This window comes from Kluyvera georgiana ATCC 51603, assembly GCF_001654985.1.
Classification (GTDB): Bacteria; Pseudomonadota; Gammaproteobacteria; order Enterobacterales; family Enterobacteriaceae; genus Kluyvera; species Kluyvera georgiana.
This window is the reverse complement of record NZ_LXEU01000010.1, coordinates 17,066-34,362: the sequence shown is the minus strand read 5'-3', so window position 1 is coordinate 34,362 and position 17,297 is coordinate 17,066. Positions and strand designations below refer to the sequence as shown.

15 protein-coding genes and 1 pseudogene are annotated in these 17,297 nt (G+C 56.6%); 4 read left to right on the top strand and 12 right to left on the bottom strand.

The window, feature by feature from the left end; all coding sequences use genetic code 11:
• Positions 1-14: 14 nt before the first annotated feature.
• Both M989_RS01995 and tusA read right to left on the bottom strand, forming a co-directional pair.
• Positions 15-1,910 (bottom strand): bifunctional metallophosphatase/5'-nucleotidase, encoded by a 1,896-nt coding sequence (locus M989_RS01995; RefSeq protein ID WP_064541336.1) that lies wholly within the window; start codon positions 1,908-1,910, stop codon positions 15-17.
• A 180-nt stretch (positions 1,911-2,090) separates the two neighbouring features.
• Positions 2,091-2,336, bottom strand: a complete 246-nt coding sequence (gene tusA / locus M989_RS01990; protein WP_064541333.1) for a sulfurtransferase TusA — start codon at positions 2,334-2,336, stop codon at positions 2,091-2,093.
• Positions 2,337-2,516: 180 nt separating this feature from the next.
• On the opposite strand from tusA, the gene M989_RS01985 reads away from it, so the two are divergent.
• Together M989_RS01985 and M989_RS01980 are read left to right on the top strand one after the other, a co-directional pair.
• Positions 2,517-3,182, top strand: a complete 666-nt coding sequence (locus tag M989_RS01985) for a 7-cyano-7-deazaguanine/7-aminomethyl-7-deazaguanine transporter (RefSeq protein ID WP_064541330.1) — start codon at positions 2,517-2,519, stop codon at positions 3,180-3,182.
• A gap of 73 nt (positions 3,183-3,255) precedes the next feature.
• Positions 3,256-3,813 (top strand): DcrB family lipoprotein, encoded by a 558-nt coding sequence (locus tag M989_RS01980; protein ID WP_064541327.1) that lies wholly within the window; start codon positions 3,256-3,258, stop codon positions 3,811-3,813.
• Here M989_RS01980 and M989_RS01975 read toward each other — a convergent pair.
• The 9 genes and pseudogenes from M989_RS01975 to M989_RS01935 form a co-directional block, all read right to left on the bottom strand.
• Positions 3,806-5,049 (bottom strand): annotated as a pseudogene (locus tag M989_RS01975) (MFS transporter). The gene M989_RS01980 and the pseudogene M989_RS01975 sit on opposite strands and share 8 nt — an antisense overlap.
• Before the next feature lie 79 nt (positions 5,050-5,128).
• A complete protein-coding gene (gene arnF / locus M989_RS01970) occupies positions 5,129-5,518 on the bottom strand; it encodes a 4-amino-4-deoxy-L-arabinose-phosphoundecaprenol flippase subunit ArnF (protein ID WP_064541321.1) in 390 nt (129 codons plus the stop codon).
• Positions 5,518-5,856: a 4-amino-4-deoxy-L-arabinose-phosphoundecaprenol flippase subunit ArnE gene (gene arnE, locus M989_RS01965; protein WP_064541319.1), complete on the bottom strand. Its 339-nt coding sequence runs from the start codon at positions 5,854-5,856 to the stop codon at positions 5,518-5,520. The genes arnF and arnE overlap by 1 nt, the downstream gene beginning before the upstream one ends.
• Complete coding sequence (arnT, locus tag M989_RS01960; RefSeq protein ID WP_064541317.1) at positions 5,853-7,508, bottom strand: lipid IV(A) 4-amino-4-deoxy-L-arabinosyltransferase; 1,656 nt, start codon at positions 7,506-7,508, stop codon at positions 5,853-5,855. Before arnT ends, arnE begins: the two co-directional genes overlap by 4 nt.
• Complete coding sequence (gene arnD, locus M989_RS01955) at positions 7,505-8,407, bottom strand: 4-deoxy-4-formamido-L-arabinose-phosphoundecaprenol deformylase (RefSeq protein ID WP_064541314.1); 903 nt, start codon at positions 8,405-8,407, stop codon at positions 7,505-7,507. Before arnD ends, arnT begins: the two co-directional genes overlap by 4 nt.
• Entirely contained in the window at positions 8,404-10,389 is a 1,986-nt protein-coding gene (gene arnA, locus M989_RS01950; RefSeq protein ID WP_064541311.1) for a bifunctional UDP-4-amino-4-deoxy-L-arabinose formyltransferase/UDP-glucuronic acid oxidase ArnA, read from the bottom strand. Before arnA ends, arnD begins: the two co-directional genes overlap by 4 nt.
• Positions 10,389-11,369 (bottom strand): undecaprenyl-phosphate 4-deoxy-4-formamido-L-arabinose transferase, encoded by a 981-nt coding sequence (gene arnC, locus M989_RS01945; RefSeq protein WP_064541308.1) that lies wholly within the window; start codon positions 11,367-11,369, stop codon positions 10,389-10,391. Before arnC ends, arnA begins: the two co-directional genes overlap by 1 nt.
• A 1-nt stretch (position 11,370) precedes the next feature.
• Positions 11,371-12,510, bottom strand: coding sequence for a UDP-4-amino-4-deoxy-L-arabinose aminotransferase (gene arnB, locus M989_RS01940; RefSeq protein WP_064541305.1), 1,140 nt, complete (start codon positions 12,508-12,510; stop codon positions 11,371-11,373).
• 382 nt (positions 12,511-12,892) lie between these two features.
• Positions 12,893-13,399 carry a phenolic acid decarboxylase gene (locus tag M989_RS01935; protein WP_064541301.1) on the bottom strand — a complete coding sequence of 169 codons (507 nt, stop codon included), beginning with the start codon at positions 13,397-13,399 and terminating at the stop codon, positions 12,893-12,895.
• A 99-nt stretch (positions 13,400-13,498) separates the two neighbouring features.
• Between M989_RS01935 and M989_RS01930 the strand changes: the two genes are divergently transcribed.
• A complete protein-coding gene (locus M989_RS01930; protein WP_064541298.1) occupies positions 13,499-14,362 on the top strand; it encodes a LysR family transcriptional regulator in 864 nt (287 codons plus the stop codon).
• A gap of 5 nt (positions 14,363-14,367) precedes the next feature.
• On the opposite strand, the gene M989_RS01925 is transcribed toward M989_RS01930, so the two are convergent.
• The gene (locus tag M989_RS01925) at positions 14,368-15,558 is read right to left on the bottom strand and encodes a BaiN/RdsA family NAD(P)/FAD-dependent oxidoreductase (protein ID WP_074398712.1); all 1,191 of its coding nucleotides are present in this window, start codon (positions 15,556-15,558) and stop codon (positions 14,368-14,370) included.
• Positions 15,559-15,788: 230 nt separating this feature from the next.
• On the opposite strand from M989_RS01925, the gene pitA reads away from it, so the two are divergent.
• Complete coding sequence (gene pitA / locus M989_RS01920; RefSeq protein WP_064541292.1) at positions 15,789-17,276, top strand: inorganic phosphate transporter PitA; 1,488 nt, start codon at positions 15,789-15,791, stop codon at positions 17,274-17,276.
• Positions 17,277-17,297: the final 21 nt, after the last annotated feature.

The following is a 17,297-nucleotide window of genomic DNA, read 5'->3' as shown; positions in this document are numbered from 1 at the left end:
GGCATTCTGAACGCTTACTCGTTGATCGCCTCAAGAATCACCAGCTGGTCGCTCACGAATTTCTTCGCTGCCGGTGAGCTTGCCGCCGCAAGCTCCGCCTGCAAGGCCGACTGCTTTTGCTTCTTCGCCTGTGGGTCGTTAAACAGCAGCCCCTTCACATTGAACGACGCCACGTTGCTATAGCGACCATCATCGCTCATCGGTACGCTGATTTTGCCGTCATTCAGCAGCTTTTCGACGATCTTACGTTCACGATCGTAGCCTTCCAGCCCAACCAGCTGCCAGCGCTGTACCGCCTGCCCCTGGTACTGGCCTTTTTTCACCTCGGTCAGGTAGCGGATCGTCAGATTGCGAATGGTGCCCGCCTCTTCGCCATATTCCGCCTTGCTATCCGACAGCACCGGGAACTGCATGCCTTCCAGCGCGCCGCCTTTTTGCGTCAGGTGACCCATGCGGTAACTGTTCATTCCGAGACGAATCGGCGTGCTGTCCGTCACCGGCGTACCATCAGCCATTTGCAAATCGCGAATACGCTGCCCGACAGGCTGGCGCAGGTCAATCTTGTAGGTCACACCGTCGAAGAAGTCGTTGGTGGAATATTTGGACGCCCGACGCTGCGGGTTAAAGCTGTAGGTGACGTCACCATCATGCAACTGATTGAAATAGCCCGCCGACCACTCCATGTACTTTTTCAGCTCTTTGCCGGTCAGCTGATACACGGTGATTTCGCCGCCCGCATACTGATAGTTAAAGGCGATATCTTTCGCCGTAATGGTGCCCACATTCAGTTTGGGGCGGTCGTTATCAATTTGCAGCGCAATCACCTGCGCCTTCGGCGCATAGTGACGACTGGCTTCCTGATACAGCTTGCTGATGCCGGTATCCTGGATATGGACCTGCGGAATGCCTTTCACCGCATCCGGCGGCACCAGATCCTGGCCAGTCAGTTGCGCAATCGGCCGATTGGCGTTGGCGCGCAGAATTTTATGGTACGGCTGATAGACCTCTTCCAGCGCCTTGTCTGACGCCATACCTTTGATAGAGTAGGTATAACTGTCTTTGTTGATCAGCACATACTTGCCGTTGTGCTGTTCAAACTGCAGGTCGATACGCGACAAGGCGCGGCCATATTTATCCGGTTCCGTCACGATAACGCCATTAATAATCTCTTTATCCACCTTCACATGCATGTGCCCGGCGACGATGGCCGCCAGCTCAGGGTTGGCGCGCGCAATATCCCCAACGCCGGTTCCCGGCCGCTGGTTCTCGTTATCGATCCCCATGTGCGCCACCAGCACGATGGCATCCACCTCGCCCTGAATCTGCTGGATGGTTTGCTTCACCGCCTGAACCGGATCGGTAAAATTCAGCCCTTTGACGCGATCGGTGCCTTTGGCAAATTCCGCGGTCATCGGCGTATCCATGCCGATAATGCCGATTTTCACCCCCTGACGCTCAATGATTTTATACGCGGGCAGATAAGGTTTACCGCTGTCCCACAGAATATTCCCTGCCAGCGCCGAGCCTTTAAACTGGTTGAGTGAGGTTGACAGCGACGTCAGGCCGAAGTCGAACTCATGGTTGCCCATTACCCAGACGTCATAGTCCAGGGCGTTAAAACCGAGGATCATCGGGCTGGTTTTGTCGTTTTTGAAGGTTTCGACAAAGTTGCCCTGAATGGTGTCGCCCGCGTCGACCAGGATGACGTTCGGCTGCTGGCTGCGCACTTCGCGCACCTGCGTCGCAATCTGGCTCAGGCTGCCCGCCAGATTTTCAGTATCCGTCGAGTAATCCCAGGGAACGAAGGTGCCGTGGAGATCGGAAGTGCCCAGAATCGTGATATTGACCGGTTCAGCCATTGCCGTAGAGGTACCTAAGCAAAGCAGAAGTGCTAAGAGTGATTTTTTCATTGTTATTTGCGGTGCCGGAAGGGAAATGAGGGGAAATTATGCGATTCACATCAATAATTTGGCCAGAGGCTTTACAGGGTAAACAATAAAACTGAGAGGCAGTTCAAGGTTAGGCAGGCTAGCGGGAGGGGAAATGGCGGCCACGGTTTGAAAAAAGTCCGGGTATGGCCGCCTTCGCGATTAATGGCTCTTGCGCAGCAAATACCGATACGGCAGCGACGCGGTCTGCTGGGCAATCAGCTCATGCTCCATAAAACGGCAAAAGCCGGGAATATCGCGCGTGGTGGCGGGATCGTCGGCGATAATCAGCAACGTTTCACCGACCGGCATCGTGCGTACGGTTTTACGCACCATCATTACCGGCTCCGGGCAGCGCAGCCCTTGCGCGTCTAAGGTATGGTCGGGGCTGGAGAACAAATCGGTCATTATCATCTCGTCATCATAAAAATCGCGCCTAGTTTACGCCGACGGCGCGACGACGCAACCAGGTTAACGATTGCGTGAAAAACAACCATTGCAATGACGCACGAAAGCAGTATCATTCCGCCCCTGCAATGGGTTTGCAGATTATTGGGTTCCCTCACCCCACCGCTAAAAAGGTACAATATGACTCTCTTTACCTCCATACAGCGCCGTCATGCGCTGGTTTGGCTATCGCTATTCCATCTGCTGGTGATCACCTCCAGCAACTATCTGGTGCAGCTGCCGGTAACGATTTTCGGCTTCCACACCACCTGGGGCGCGTTTAGCTTTCCGTTTATCTTCCTCGCGACCGATCTCACCGTGCGTATTTTTGGCGCACCGCTGGCTCGACGTATTGTCTTTGCGGTGATGATCCCCGCGTTGATGATTTCCTACGTGATTTCGTCGCTGTTTTACATGGGCCAATGGCAGGGCTTTGGCGCGCTGGCGCACTTTAACCTGTTCGTCGCCCGTATCGCCGCCGCGAGCTTTATGGCCTATGCGCTGGGGCAGATCCTCGACGTTCACGTGTTCAACCGCCTGCGTCAGAACCGTCGCTGGTGGCTTGCGCCGACGGCTTCCACGCTGTTCGGCAACATCAGCGACACGCTGGCGTTCTTCTTCATTGCCTTCTGGCGCAGCACCGACCCGTTTATGGCCGACCACTGGGTGGAAATCGCCCTCGTCGACTACAGCTTTAAAGTGCTTATCAGCATTATTTTCTTCCTGCCGATGTACGGCGTACTGCTGAATATGCTATTGAAAAGGCTGGCAGATAAATCTGATTTGTCAGCAATGCAGCCAGGTTAAAGGTTCATTTGACGGGTTGTGTTAAGATAAGCGGATGAGCCGTTTATGGCTATTTAGCGAAAGGAAGAAGTCAATGCGCAAATTGGTGAAATATGTTGGTATTGGTCTGCTGGTGATGGGGCTTGCCGCCTGCGACAACAGCGATACCAGCACTCCGGCACAGGGTTCGGCAGCCGCCAGCGATGCTGCGGGTCAGTCGATTAACCTGCTGGACGGCAAGCTGAGCTTCACGCTGCCTGCCGGGATGACCGACCAGAGCGGTAAACTGGGCACCCAGAGCAACAATATGCACGTCTACTCGGATGCCACCGGTCAGAAAGCGATCATTGTTATCGTTGGCGATAGCACCAATGAAGAGCTCTCCGTACTGGCGAATCGTCTGGAAGAGCAGCAGCATAGCCGCGACCCGCAGCTACAGGTGGTGACCAACAAATCCATCGAGATGAAAGGCCACACGCTGCAGCAGCTTGATAGCATCATCTCTGCCAAAGGGCAGACGGCTTACTCCTCCGTGGTGCTGGGCAAAATCGACAACAAACTGCTGACCCTGCAGGTGACGCTGCCAGCAGACAACCAGCAACAGGCGCAGGCTGACGCTGAGAAAATCATTAATACGCTGGTCATCAACTAATTTCGCTTGATGATCTCACGGCCTCTGGCGTACTCACGCGAGAGGCCGTTTTTTTAGCCGCCAGCCGAGCAGCAGCGCTATCGCCACCAGCCCCGCCGCCGCCAGATAGATGGTCGACACGCCCATCCATGCCATCATCAGCCCGGCCAGCGGCCCGGTGATGCCCAACGATAAATCCATAAATACGGTATAGGTCGCCAGCGCCGATCCCTGATTTTGCTGCGGCACGGCTTTCACCGCCACCACGCCCAGCGCCGGGAACACCAGCGAAAAGCCCGCGCCCGCCAGGAAGGTGCCTACCTTCGCCATCATTGGCGTCATCGCAATACCCACCAGCAGTAGCCCCATCACCTCAACGGCAAAACAGATCATCGCGACATTCAGGCCGCCCAGACGGTTAATACCGTTGGGGAATAACAGGCGGGTACCCACAAAAGCACAGCTGAACAACGTAAGCGCAAACGCTGCACCATCCCAACCTTTGGCGTCATAAAACAGGGTGATGAAGGTGGCAATCACGCCAAATCCTGCGGAGGCCAGCGCCAACGCCATACCGTAGGGCCAGACGCGCCCGAGCACCGCCCGAAAGGACATCGGTTTGCCCTTTTTCGCTTTAACTTCATCGCGAGGCAGCGCCGCCAGAATCGCCACGGCGGCCACGGCCATAATCGCCAGCGCCAGCCCCTGCAGGCCAATATAGCGATAGCACAGCACGCCCAGCGGCGCGCCCAGCGGCGCGCCCATCGCCATCGCGCCGTAGGTGACGATACCGTTCCAGGAGATCACCCGGCCAATATGCGGCGACCCGACGACGCCAACGCCCCACAGCGTCGACCCGGTACCGGCAAAGCTCTGCCCGATACCGAGGATCACGCGCCCCAGACACAGCAACGCCAGGCTTATCAACGGCCAGCCACCGCCAAACGCCGCCAGCAAATAGCTCAGCCCACTCAGGAAGCAGCCGCAAAGGCCAAAGACAACGATTTTTTTCGGCCCGAGTTGGTCGGCATAACGCCCGGCGTGAGGGCGACTCAGCAGGGTGGCGAAGTATTGCAGGCTGATAACCAGACCGGCCCAGAAGGCGCTAAACCCCATCACATCATGAACATAACCGGGCAGCACCGCCAGCGGCAGGCCAATGGTGAGATAGCTGGCGAAATTGAAAATCACGACGGAGACAATACGCAAATTGAGGCGCAGGCCGCTAAGCTGCGCCTCGGCGTCGGCCGCAGGCATAGATAATCCCTTATAGATGCAACAGAAATGGCATTATTGCACATTTTGTCGCCGGGAAGACGGCATTACCCGATTCGGACTACCGGTGAGGTGTCGGTTTGTTTGGCCAGAAGATGGTAATGACGCCGGCGATAATAACAATAACCCCCAGCAGGCCGCGCCATGAGAAGGGTTCATGCCAGCCGGGCAGCAGAATCGCGGCAAGCCATACCACCATGTAGCTCAGGCTCAGCAGCGCGTAGGCTTTCGCCAGCGGAAGGCGCTTCAGGGCGAAGAACCAGCAGGCCATAGAGGCCACGTAGCCCAGTAGACCCAGCAGCAGCGCCAGCGTGCCGGTTTCAAAATGCAGAAGATGCAGCAAAAAAGCCAGCGGTTGCTGCGCCGACGGTAGCGTCGTCATCGCCGCACGCAGCGTCAGCTGCGCGGCACTCACCAGCGCGACGCTCATTAGTGCCCAGATAAGCCCCATTAAGCGCTGCTCCCCAATAACGCAATGCCGACGATAATCAGCGCTACACCGGCCCAATGGCGGCGGCTCACCGGCTCGCGCCAGATGAGACGTGCGGCCAGCGTCACCCAAACAAAATTCAGGCTCAGCATCGGGTAGGCCACGCTCACCGGAATCTGCTGGAGCACCAGCAGCCACAGCAGCATGCCCAGCCCAAGCAGCGCCAGCGCCAGCCCAAGCCAGGTCAGCAGATGACGCCCGCGCTGCCCTTTACGGGCAGGGCGAGTCGCCTGTTTCTGGCATAGCTGCCCGCCACAGCTCAACAGGCTGGCGAGCAGCAGGCAGGCCCACGTGATCATTGCGGGCGGTACTGAATAAAGACGGTGCGGCCCATGACGTACACCTCATCCGGTTTTGGCAGCGGCAGTTCGGCTAACTGTACGTCACGAGAGAGCAATAACACCAGCGAGATTGGCCCTTCCTGACGATGTTCCGCCAACCACTGAGGGAACGCTTCGGTAGAGACGAAGCTGTTTTTCGCGTCAGGGTAAGAGAGCCCATACTTCAGCTCGCCCTGCTGGCCGTACAGCATCACATCGCTGCGCTTCAGCTCCCAGGCCAGCCCGGCAGCTACGCCGACGCTGTTGCTCAGCACATAGCGGCTCGGCGCCAGCGACTCGCTAACAATATCCACCAGGAATTGCGGCTGCTTGCTGTTGGTCACGCGATCGGGGATCGCCATCCCCACCAGCAGCGCCAGCCCCAGCGGGCAGAGCGCGGCCAGCTGCCAACGCTGTGCCCCCTGCTTAATCGATACCCAGCCCATCAGCGCCCAGAAGAAGAAGGCCACTGCCGCCAGCACGCATTTATAGAGCTCAATCTGCATCCAGACCGGATGTTTCATCGGCCCCCACGGTGAGACTACCGCGACCGCTACCAGGCCCACAACGCCGAAGATGATGTTGATGATGCCGTTCACCCGCAGCGCTTTCGAACCGACTTTTGCCGCCTCAACCGCATAGCGCGCCATCAGTATCGCCAGCGGCGCGAAGCACGGCAGGATATAGGTCGGCAGCTTGCCCTTAGCAATACTGAAGAACAGGAACGGCATCACCACCCAGCCCAGCAGATAAAATGCGCCGCGTAGCCCTTCCCGCTCCTGCCAGCCGCGCCTGAACGCACCAGGCAGCAGCGCCAGCCACGGCAGACTTCCCGCGACCAGGAACGGCAGGTAGTACCAGAACGGCGCTTTGTGCTGCGCGTCGCTCTGGGCAAAACGTTGAATATGCTCAACCCAGAAGAAGTAGCGCCAGAAGTCGCTCTCCCGTGCGGCAATGGCCATCCCCCACGGCAGCACGGTCAGCACGCAAACCAGTACCGACAGCCAGCCCCAGACCAACACTTCCCGCCAGCGTTTCTGCGCAATCACCCACGGCAACACGCCGATTACCGGTACCGCTAGCGCGAGGAAGCCTTTGGTCATGACGCCCATACCGCAGGCTACGCCCAGCAGCACGTAACCCCAGAAGCGCTCGCCGGTGGTCTTCGCCTGCGCCGCCAGCCAGAAGCTGCACATGGCAAGCGTCATCCACAGGGTGATCATCGGGTCGAGCACCGCGTAGGTACCAATCCCGTAGACCAGAAACGCAGTTAAGAAGATAGCACCGGAGAGCAGCGCTACTTTGCGATCCTGCCAGATTTTCCACGCCAGCCAGACCACCAGCAGCGCGGAGACGGTGATAGAAAACACCGCGCCAAAGCGTACTGCGAAGTTATTGTGGCCAAACAGCCACTGCCCGATACTGTTAATCCAGTAACCGGCAATCGGCTTTTCGAAATAGCGTAGCCCCAGGAAATGCGGCACCACCCAATCACCGGTTGCCAGCATTTCACGGCTGATTTCGGCATAGCGAGTTTCGTCCGGCTGCCACAGCAGCCGGAAGTTAAGCGGAACCAGGTAGTACAGAACAAACAATGCAGCTAACGAAATACCATAGCGAAGGGATTTCATACGTCTGAGCTCAAGAGTTGTTGGCAGCCTAGCCAGCCTTCACGACCGGCGATTTCTCCGCGCACCACCTTCCCAACCGGCAACTGACGGAAGTCATCCGGGAGAAGCTGGCCTAGCGGGCAAAAACGAATTTCCTGCTGTGCCGCAAGGGTCAGCAGATAGTCAAACTGTTCGGCGTAGGCGCCCCCTTCCACCTCGGCATGGATGGTGTACACCGGCGTACCGGTATCCTGGCGAATACGCTCCAGCAACCAACGATTGAAGCCTTCCGCACTGACCACGCTACCGACAACTTCATCCCAGGTGGGCAGAGTGACGGGGATCTGTACGGTAGCCATCTCGCCGTTACTGAGCTGCGGAATGAACGGCTGCGTGCCGCGGCAGTCGCTGTTGTAGAGAAATTCAAAAGACTCTTTCGCCTTCACCACGCGCTGGTCAGCGCGCCAGCCCGCCACCGCCGAACAGGTGACCGGATGACCAATAATCGTCTCCAGCGCGGACAGGCCGCGGCCAATTTCGTCAATCAGCTGCTGCTCGTTCCACATGCCGCTCCACTGCTGCCAGCGGTGATGATCCCAGGCATGCAGCCCCACTTCATGCGCCTGCGCGACGCTGCGGATAATCTCTGCGTTGGCTTCGCCAATAAGACGCCCCGGCCACGCCGTCCCGGCCAGCAGAATGTCCCAGCCATACAGCGATGCCGCGCGTGAGCGCAGCATCTTCCACAAGAACTTCGGCTTTACCAGGCGCCACAGGTGGCGCCCCATGTTATCCGGCCCGACGCTGAAGAAAAAACTGGCCTGCACGCGGTGCTTTTTCAGCACCGCCATGAGCCGTGGCACCCCTTCGCGGGTACCGCGAAAGGTGTCGACATCAACGCGCAAACCTACTTTTTTCATGATGGTTTTTCGTCCGTCAGCTCTACCGTGCGCAGGAAGAAGTCCAGCGTCTCTTCTACCGTCTGCTGCATCTCAACCGTCGGCTGCCAGTCCAGGCAGCGTTTCGCGTTGCGAATGCTCGGCTTACGGTGCTCAACGTCCTGATAACCTTTGCCGTAGTAGTCGCTGCTTTCCACTTCACGGAAGCCGGCAAACGGCGGGAAGCGGTCGCGCAGTGGGTGACGTTCGAAGCAGTCGAGCAGCATTTCCGCCAGCTCTTTAATGCTCGCTTCGTTGTCCGGATTACCGATGTTGATAATCTGCCCATCGCAGCGGCCGTCTTTGTTTTCAATGATGCGGAACAGCGCTTCGATACCGTCGCTGATGTCGGTAAAGCAGCGTTTTTGTTTGCCGCCTTCGATCAGCTTGATTGGCGAGCCTTCCACCAGGTTGAGGATCAGCTGGGTGATAGCACGGGAGCTGCCGATGCGCGCGGCGTTCAGGTTATCCAGACGCGGCCCCATCCAGTTAAACGGACGGAACAGGGTAAACTTGAGGCCGGTTTTATCCCCGTAGGCCCAAATCACGCGATCCAACAGCTGTTTGGAAACTGAGTAGATCCAGCGCTGCTTGTTGATCGGCCCTACCACCAGGTTAGAGTTATCTTCATCAAAGTTGGCATCGGTACACATGCCGTACACTTCGGAGGTGGACGGGAAGATGATGCGCTTGTTGTACTTCACACAGTCGCGGATGATCTTCAGGTTTTCTTCAAAGTCCAGTTCGAACACGCGCAGCGGGTTACGGGTGTATTCGATAGGCGTCGCAATCGCCACCAGCGGCAGCACCACGTCGCATTTCTTAATGTGGTATTCGATCCACTCTGAGTGGATGCTGATGTCGCCTTCCACAAAGTGGAAGCGTGGGCAGTCCAGGAAGCGGCTGATGGCGTCAGAGCCGATATCCAGGCCATAAATCTCGTAGTTGTCATCCGCCAGCAGACGCTCGGTCAGGTGGTTTCCAATAAAGCCGTTCACGCCCAGAATCAGCACGCGGGTACGGCGCTTCACCGCCACAAACGGACGGCTGGAGAGCAACGCGCCCGCCACCAGACCCAGCGCCGGCGCCAGCTGAGCGCCCTGCATGTACACGCCGTTAGCGCTCTGACCGGTAACGATTTCCAGCGCGCCTTCACCGCAGGCAACCACCAGCGGCGCTACGGACAGTACGGTACCCGGCTTCGCGGCTTCCATGTCGGTACGCACACGAGATTTCCAGACGATAAATTTGTTCGTGCCAACATAGCCAAACGCACCCGGCCACGGATCGCTCACCGCACGCACCAGGTTATGCAGCGCCTGCGCCGGTTTTTCCCACTCCAGGCGGCCATCTTCCGGGGTACGACGACCGACGTAGGTCGCCTGAGAATGATCCTGCACACGCTCGTCAGCCTGGCCGCTGCGAATTTTCGCCAGCGCATCGCCGAGCAGCGTCTGGGAGGCCGCGCACAGCTTGCGGTGCAGCGTCAGCGCCACATCAGAGTCAGCAATCGCCACGCTCTGCTGGGCCACAATATCGCCCGCATCCGCGCGGCTGGTCATACGGTGCAGCGTCACGCCGGTTTCTTTCTCACCGTTCACCAGCACCCAGTTCAGCGGCGCGCGGCCACGGTATTTCGGCAGCAGCGAACCGTGCAGGTTGAACGCCCCTTTCGGCGCCAGGCTGAGGATTTCGTCGCACAGCAAGTTGCGGTAATAGAAGGAGAAAATCACTTCCGGCGCCATCGTGCGGATACGATCCACCCACAGCGGGTGGTTGACGTCTTCCGGCGCGTAAACGGTAATACCCTGCTCAGCCGCCAGGCGGGCAACGGAGCCAAAGAAGTTATTCTCACCCGCGTTGTCCGGGTGAGTGAAGATCGCCTCGATGTCGTATCCGGCGTCCAGCAGTGCCTGAATACCGGTGCAACCCATGTCGTGATAGGCAAATACAACAGCTTTCATTAACGATTTTCCTCTTCAGAATCCAGATTTTCCTGGCGAACAACACGTTGAATAAAGTAGCGGGGGCGGGCACGCACGTCGTTATAGATGCGGCCGATATACTCCCCAAGCAGGCCCATGCCGATAAACTGGGCGCCGATAAACATGAACAGAATGGCGAATAGCATGAACACGCCGTCCCCCGCCCATTCCGGACCAAGCACCAGGCGCAGCACGACCAGCAGAATGGAGAAGGCAAAGCCCAGCACCGCAATCACGCTGCCGACCACGCTTAACAGACGCAGCGGCGTGGTGGTTAAGCAGGTCACCAGGTCGTACATCAGGTTAATCAGGCGCATAAAGCTGTATTTTGAGTCACCGAACTCGCGCTCGGCGTGCAGCACCGGAATTTCCACGGCGCGGCGGGCAAAGGTATTCGCCAGAATAGGAATAAAGGTGCTGCGCTCATGGCAGTTGAGCATGGCGTCAACAATATGGCGGCGATAGGCGCGCAACATGCAGCCATAGTCGCCCATCGCTTTACCGGTGGTGCGCTGAATCAGGCGGTTGATCATCTTCGAGGCCGTTTTACGGAAGATGCTGTCCTGACGATTCTGGCGCACGGTGCCGACCACGTCGTAGCCTTCGTCCGCTTTTTCAACCAGCCGTGGGATCTCTTCCGGCGGGTTTTGCAGGTCAGCATCGAGGGTGATGATCAGATCGCCGGTAACGTGACTAAAGCCCGCCATAATCGCCGAATGCTGGCCGTAGTTGCGGTTCAACAGCACCGCCACAACGTGGCTTTCCGGTGCTTCTGCCGCTTCAACCAACATGCGCGCGGAGTCGTCGCTGCTGCCGTCATCGACCAACAGGATTTCATAGTCACGATTCAGGGTCGCGCAGGCAGCATCGGTACGACGGATCAGTTCCGGCAGGCTGTCCTGCTCGTTGTAGACCGGTATCACGACGGAGACTTTTTTAACTAACGGATACTCAAACATATCAACGGCCTGCTAACTGATGGAGCGCCGTAATGACACGGGTGGTGTCGTCATCGGTCATGTCCGGGAAAAGAGGTAATGAACAGATACGTGCGCTGTTCCATTCGGTATTCGGCAGCGAGAGTTCAGGGAATCGCTCGCGGTAGTATTTCTGCGTATGCGCCGCACGGAAGTGCAGCCCGGTGCCAATACCTTGCGCCTTGAGTTGTTCCATCAGCGCATCACGGCTGATGCCGCAGCGCTGTTCGTCCACGCGAATAATAAACAGATGCCAGGCGTGCAGATGCGGCCAGCTCGGCACGGCCAGCGGCTGAAAAGGCGTATCCGCCAGTTCACGCACATAGCGCTGGGCTATCTCACTGCGACGCTGGTTGGCCTGACCTAGTTTGCCCAGCTGTACCAGCGCCAGCGCGGCGTTAATATCGGCGAGGTTATATTTGAATCCAGGGCTAATCACCTCCGCCTGCGGCGCACGGCCGTGGGTCTGGCGATCGTAGGCATCAACGCCCAGACCGTGGAATTTCAGGCTGCGAATGCGGTTGGCCAGCTGTTCATCGTCGGTGACAATCAGCCCGCCCTCGGCGCTGGTCATGTTTTTAATGGCATGGAAGGAGAAAATCGCCGTTCCCTGCGCGCCCACATGCTGGCCCTTATAGTAGGTGCCCGCCGCATGCGCCGCGTCTTCAATCACCGGGATGCCATGACGCTCCGCCACTGCGCGAATGCCGTCAATATCCGCAGGCGCGCCCGCGTAGTGCACGGGAATAATAGCTTTGGTACGCGGAGTTATGGCGGCTTCAATCGCTTCAGGGGTCACCATCAGGTTGTCGCGATCGACATCGATCATTACCGGAGTTGCCCCCAGCAGGACGATCATATTCAGCGTCGAAACCCAGGTTTGAGAAGGGGTGATGACTTCATCGCCCGGGCCAATACCCAGCGCCATCAGCGTGACGTGCATACCGCCGGTTGCCGAACTGACGGCGATCGAAAAACGGTTCCCCGTTAGCGAGCAGAACGCTTCTTCCAGCGCCTGATTTTTTGGCCCGGTGGTGATCCAACCGGATTGCAGCACTTCTTTGAGCGCCGCGAACTCCGCCTCACCCATAGAAGGGCGGGAAAACGGCAGAAAATCACTCATGAATGTTCCTTACCCTATTACTCAAATGAGCGAAGCTGGCTCATCAATCAATGATTCGAGCGTTGTTTTTGTTTAAAAACAGCAATGGATAACGTGATATTCAAACCGACAACATTCGATGACGGTAAAAGTATCAATGTTATCTTAGGATAAGATTAAGAAACTTGTAGAGAGGGGCACAATAAATACTAACTAAACAAAATCAATAGATTAAACATCTATTAATTCATATGATTTGTATGTAAAAAGCGCCCAGATTACATCGTAACTGGGCGCTGATTCACATTATTCAACGTTCACTCAACAAAGGATTTATAATCAGAATAAATTAACCTTCGTTGAATATTAGTGTAATAAACAACATTCGGGTCGGTATTAATACTTAGCGTAAATTCGCCGGGAAATCTTTCGGTAATTCACTGGCAGCGCAATCAATCACGCTATCGTTATTCGCCCCACAATCGCGAACGAAGGTAATGGTAGCGAATTCATCAATCACTTCAGTCGGATACGCCGGGCCGGCATCGCGATATGAATTCATCAGCGGGATGTGATCGTTCTGGAAGCAGACGGTTTTTTCCGGATTGTTGATAACCCAACGCGGGAAGAAAATGGTGCCATGGAACAGTTTGTCGCCCAGGTTCACAATCAGGCTGACATCGGTACCGGTCGGTTCGGTCCAGGAAATTTTATACACGCTCTCACCCACACGGACGATGTAGGCCTGCTGGTCTTTGACCCAACGATTCGCCACGATACCGCTGTGGATACGGTAATCCAGAGTGTTATCGTTTTTCACATAAATTTCGTAGTTCCAGCCGTTGTCATAGGTGTAGACCAGATGTTTACCCACGAAGCCGCTCAAGTCATGTTTATCAAAGTTGCTCATAATCAAATCTCCTTGTGTCGATGCAGAGATCATATTGCTTTAAAAAATAAATGAATAACGCTATGTTTGGATTAAATTCATCTAATTTTTAAATCAATCATGCACAAAACCACCCTTGAACAGTGGGCGCTACTGGAAAAGGTAGTCGAACTAGGCAGTTTTGCGAAAGCCGCGGAGGAGACGCACCGCAGCCAGTCTTCGGTCAGCTATAACCTGTCGCTACTGCAGGAGCGGCTGGGTGTGGCCTTGCTGGTCCCCGAAGGGCGTCGCGCGGTACTGACCCCGGCGGGCGAGCTGCTGCTGGGCCAGGTGAAACCGTTGCTCAAAGCCTTTGCCTGGGTAGAAAGCCGGGCCGCCACGCTACGTGAAGGCACGCGCACGCGGCTGGATTTGGTGGTCGACAGCATTTTCCCGCGCCAGAGACTGTTCGCCATTCTGCGCCAGTTTCAGCAGCGCTACCCGCAAACGCAGGTACGGCTAACCGAGGTGCTGGAGAACGCCAACGACACCGACAACGTGCAGGCAGAAGCGGACGTGATGGTGCTTACGCGCCGTCAGGATATTACCGGACGCGGGGAATGGTTGATGAATATCGATTTTGTCGCCGTCGCGCATCGGGATCATCCTCTATTTCAGCAGGCAGGCCCGCTTAGCGATGAAGAGTTGCGCCCCTGGCCGCTGATCCGCATTGCCGACAGCGATAGCAGCCGGCAGGAGACGCACGATGCGTGGACCTTCTCGACGATTGACGCCGCCATTGATGCCGTGCTGTATCAGGTGGGGTATGGCTGGCTGCCGGAAGAGAGAATCCAGGAGGAGCTGGCGCAGGGAATATTAAAGCCGCTGCCGCTAAATCATGGCGTACGCCGCGCAACGCCGCTGCATTTGATCGTCAAACGAGATTTAGCCCCGCTCGACGAACAGGTGGAGATGCTGCTGAAGCTGTTTAGCCAGCAGCATTAATACGTTTACTCCGCCAGCGCCTGCGCACAAGCCCAGGCGCTCGACCACGCCCACTGGAAGTTATAGCCCCCCAGCCAGCCGGTGACGTCCATCACTTCGCCGATAAAGTACAGACCCGGCGCTTTCTTTGCTTCCATGGTGCGCGAAGAGAGCTCGTTGGTGTCCACACCGCCGAGGGTTACTTCCGCCGTACGGTAGCCTTCGGTGCCGTTCGGCTGAACGCGCCAGTTTGTCAGCGTCTCAACCAGCGTCTGTTGCTCGCGCACGTTAAGCTGCTTGAGGGTCACGTCAGGGACCTGGCCCAGCTGTTGCAGACACTCAACCAGACGCTTCGGCAGCTGCATCGCCAGCGTATTTTTCAGGCTCTGGTTCGGGTGCTCGGCGCGCTGCGCATCAAGGAAGTCCGCGAGTTCGATGTCCGGCAGCAGATTGATGGTGACGAATTCGCCTGCCTGCCAATAGCTCGAAATTTGCAGCACTGCCGGGCCAGACAGGCCGCGGTGGGTGAAAAGCAGACTTTCGCGGAACACCGTGCCGTCTTCAGCGGTAATCACCGACGGGACGGAGACGCCGGACAACACCTGAAACTGCTCCAGCATCGGCTTATGCAGAGTGAACGGCACCAGCCCGGCGCGAGTCGGCAGCACCTTCAGACCGAACTGTTCGGCAATTTTGTAGCCGAAAGGCGAAGCGCCCAGCCCCGGCATCGACAGGCCGCCGCTGGCGATCACCAGTTTATCGGCCGCCACAGTATCGCCGTTGAGCTGTAAGGTGTAGCCCTGCTCGTCGCGGGCGACGCTGAGGATTTCGCTGCGCAGACGCATCGTGACGTTGCCCTTCTCGCATTCCGCCACCAGCATTGCAACAATCTGCTCGGCAGAATCATCGCAGAAGAGTTGACCGAGGGTCTTTTCATGCCAGGCAATGCCGTGCTTGCCGACCATGTCGATAAAGTCCCACTGGGTATAACGCGCGAGGGCAGATTTACAAAAATGCGGGTTTTGGCTGAGATAGGCCGCGGGTTCGACATAAAGGTTAGTAAAATTACAGCGGCCACCGCCGGACATCAGGATTTTACGCCCCGGTTTTTTACCGTTATCCAACAGCAACACGCGGCGGCCTGCCTGCCCGGCCATGGCTGCACAAAACATTCCTGCCGCTCCGGCACCCACTACAATGGCATCAAACCTTTCCACGCACTATCCTCAACATAGGTATTGTCGGGAAGTGTAAATTTTTCATGGATGTCATACCAGTGAAATCTCGACAAAGCCGACTTATCTGATTGATACAAAGGAAATATTTATTTTCAACCATTTAACGAATACGGATAAATATCAAAAAAAGTCGAGATTTCACTTTGCCCGCGCCGCCAATGTCCCTGATAATGCCGCGCGTTCATGTCCTCAAAATGGCGTAACGTCCTATGTTACATTTGTTTGCTGGCCTGGATTTACATACCGGGCTGTTGTTAGTTCTGGCGCTGGTGTTTGTTCTGTTCTACGAAGCGATTAACGGCTTCCACGATACGGCGAACGCTGTTGCCACCGTAATTTATACCCGTGCCATGCGCTCACAGCTTGCTGTTGCGATGGCGGCGATCTTTAACTTCCTCGGCGTTCTATTGGGCGGTCTGAGCGTAGCCTATGCGATTGTGCATATGCTGCCGACGGATCTTCTACTCAATATGGGCTCCGCGCACGGCCTCGCCATGGTCTTTTCCATGCTGCTGGCGGCCATCATCTGGAACCTCGGCACCTGGTATTTCGGTCTGCCGGCTTCTAGCTCCCACACGCTGATCGGCGCGATTATCGGTATTGGTTTAACCAATGCGTTGATGACCGGCACCTCAGTGGTTGAGGCGCTCAACATCCCGAAAGTGATTAACATTTTCGCTTCGTTGATTATCTCACCTATCGTGGGTCTGGTTGTCGCTGGCGGCCTGATTTTCCTGCTGCGCCGTTACTGGAGCGGTACTAAAAAACGCGCCCGTATCCACCTGACCCCTGCTGAACGTGAAAAGAAAGACGGTAAGAAAAAGCCGCCGTTCTGGACGCGTATCGCTCTGATTCTCTCCGCCATTGGCGTGGCGTTCTCCCACGGCGCCAACGACGGTCAGAAAGGCATTGGTCTGGTCATGCTGGTCCTGATTGGTGTTGCTCCTGCAGGTTTCGTAGTCAATATGAACGCTTCCGGCTACGAAATCACCCGTACCCGCGATGCGGTCAACAACGTTGAAACCTTCTTCCAGCAGCGCCCAGATTTGCTGCTGAAAGTGGCAAGCAACGCTGAAAAGCTGACCCCGGAAGCCGAGGCTGCCGTTGAGTTTCACTGCCATCCGGCAAACACCATCAACGCGCTCGATCGTGCTAAAGCGATGCTGACCAACGTAGAGAGCTATGACAGCCTCTCCGTAGAACAGCGTGGCCAGCTGCGTCGTATCATGCTCTGCATCTCTGACACCACTGATAAAGTGGCGAAGATGCCGGAAGTGAGCGGCGATGACCAGCGTCTGTTGAAAAAGCTGAAAACCGACATGCTGAGCACCATCGAGTATGCGCCAGTCTGGATTATCATGGCCGTCGCGCTGGCTCTGGGTATCGGTACAATGATCGGCTGGCGTCGCGTCGCGACCACCATCGGTGAGAAAATCGGTAAGAAAGGCATGACCTACGCCCAGGGGATGGCAGCACAGATGACCTCTGCGGTCTCCATCGGTCTGGCAAGCTATACGGGGATGCCGGTATCCACCACCCACGTCCTGTCGTCTTCCGTTGCGGGGACCATGGTCGTTGACGGCGGCGGTCTGCAAAGAAAAACCGTGACCAATATCCTGATGGCCTGGGTCTTCACGCTACCAGCGTCGATCCTGCTGTCCGGCGTGCTGTACTGGCTGTCTCTGAAGCTTATTTAAGCGCGTTTGGCACAAACAGAA

Coding starts and splice junctions, on each gene's coding strand:
- M989_RS01995 (WP_064541336.1), bottom strand. CDS start 1,910: ATGAAAAAATCACTCTTAGCACTTCTGCTTTGCTTAGGTACCTCTACG.
- tusA (WP_064541333.1), bottom strand. CDS start 2,336: ATGACCGATTTGTTCTCCAGCCCCGACCATACCTTAGACGCGCAAGGG.
- M989_RS01985 (WP_064541330.1), top strand. CDS start 2,517: ATGACTCTCTTTACCTCCATACAGCGCCGTCATGCGCTGGTTTGGCTA.
- M989_RS01980 (WP_064541327.1), top strand. CDS start 3,256: ATGCGCAAATTGGTGAAATATGTTGGTATTGGTCTGCTGGTGATGGGG.
- arnF (WP_064541321.1), bottom strand. CDS start 5,518: ATGGGGCTTATCTGGGCACTAATGAGCGTCGCGCTGGTGAGTGCCGCG.
- arnE (WP_064541319.1), bottom strand. CDS start 5,856: ATGATCACGTGGGCCTGCCTGCTGCTCGCCAGCCTGTTGAGCTGTGGC.
- arnT (WP_064541317.1), bottom strand. CDS start 7,508: ATGAAATCCCTTCGCTATGGTATTTCGTTAGCTGCATTGTTTGTTCTG.
- arnD (WP_064541314.1), bottom strand. CDS start 8,407: ATGAAAAAAGTAGGTTTGCGCGTTGATGTCGACACCTTTCGCGGTACC.
- arnA (WP_064541311.1), bottom strand. CDS start 10,389: ATGAAAGCTGTTGTATTTGCCTATCACGACATGGGTTGCACCGGTATT.
- arnC (WP_064541308.1), bottom strand. CDS start 11,369: ATGTTTGAGTATCCGTTAGTTAAAAAAGTCTCCGTCGTGATACCGGTC.
- arnB (WP_064541305.1), bottom strand. CDS start 12,510: ATGAGTGATTTTCTGCCGTTTTCCCGCCCTTCTATGGGTGAGGCGGAG.
- M989_RS01935 (WP_064541301.1), bottom strand. CDS start 13,399: ATGAGCAACTTTGATAAACATGACTTGAGCGGCTTCGTGGGTAAACAT.
- M989_RS01930 (WP_064541298.1), top strand. CDS start 13,499: ATGCACAAAACCACCCTTGAACAGTGGGCGCTACTGGAAAAGGTAGTC.
- pitA (WP_064541292.1), top strand. CDS start 15,789: ATGTTACATTTGTTTGCTGGCCTGGATTTACATACCGGGCTGTTGTTA.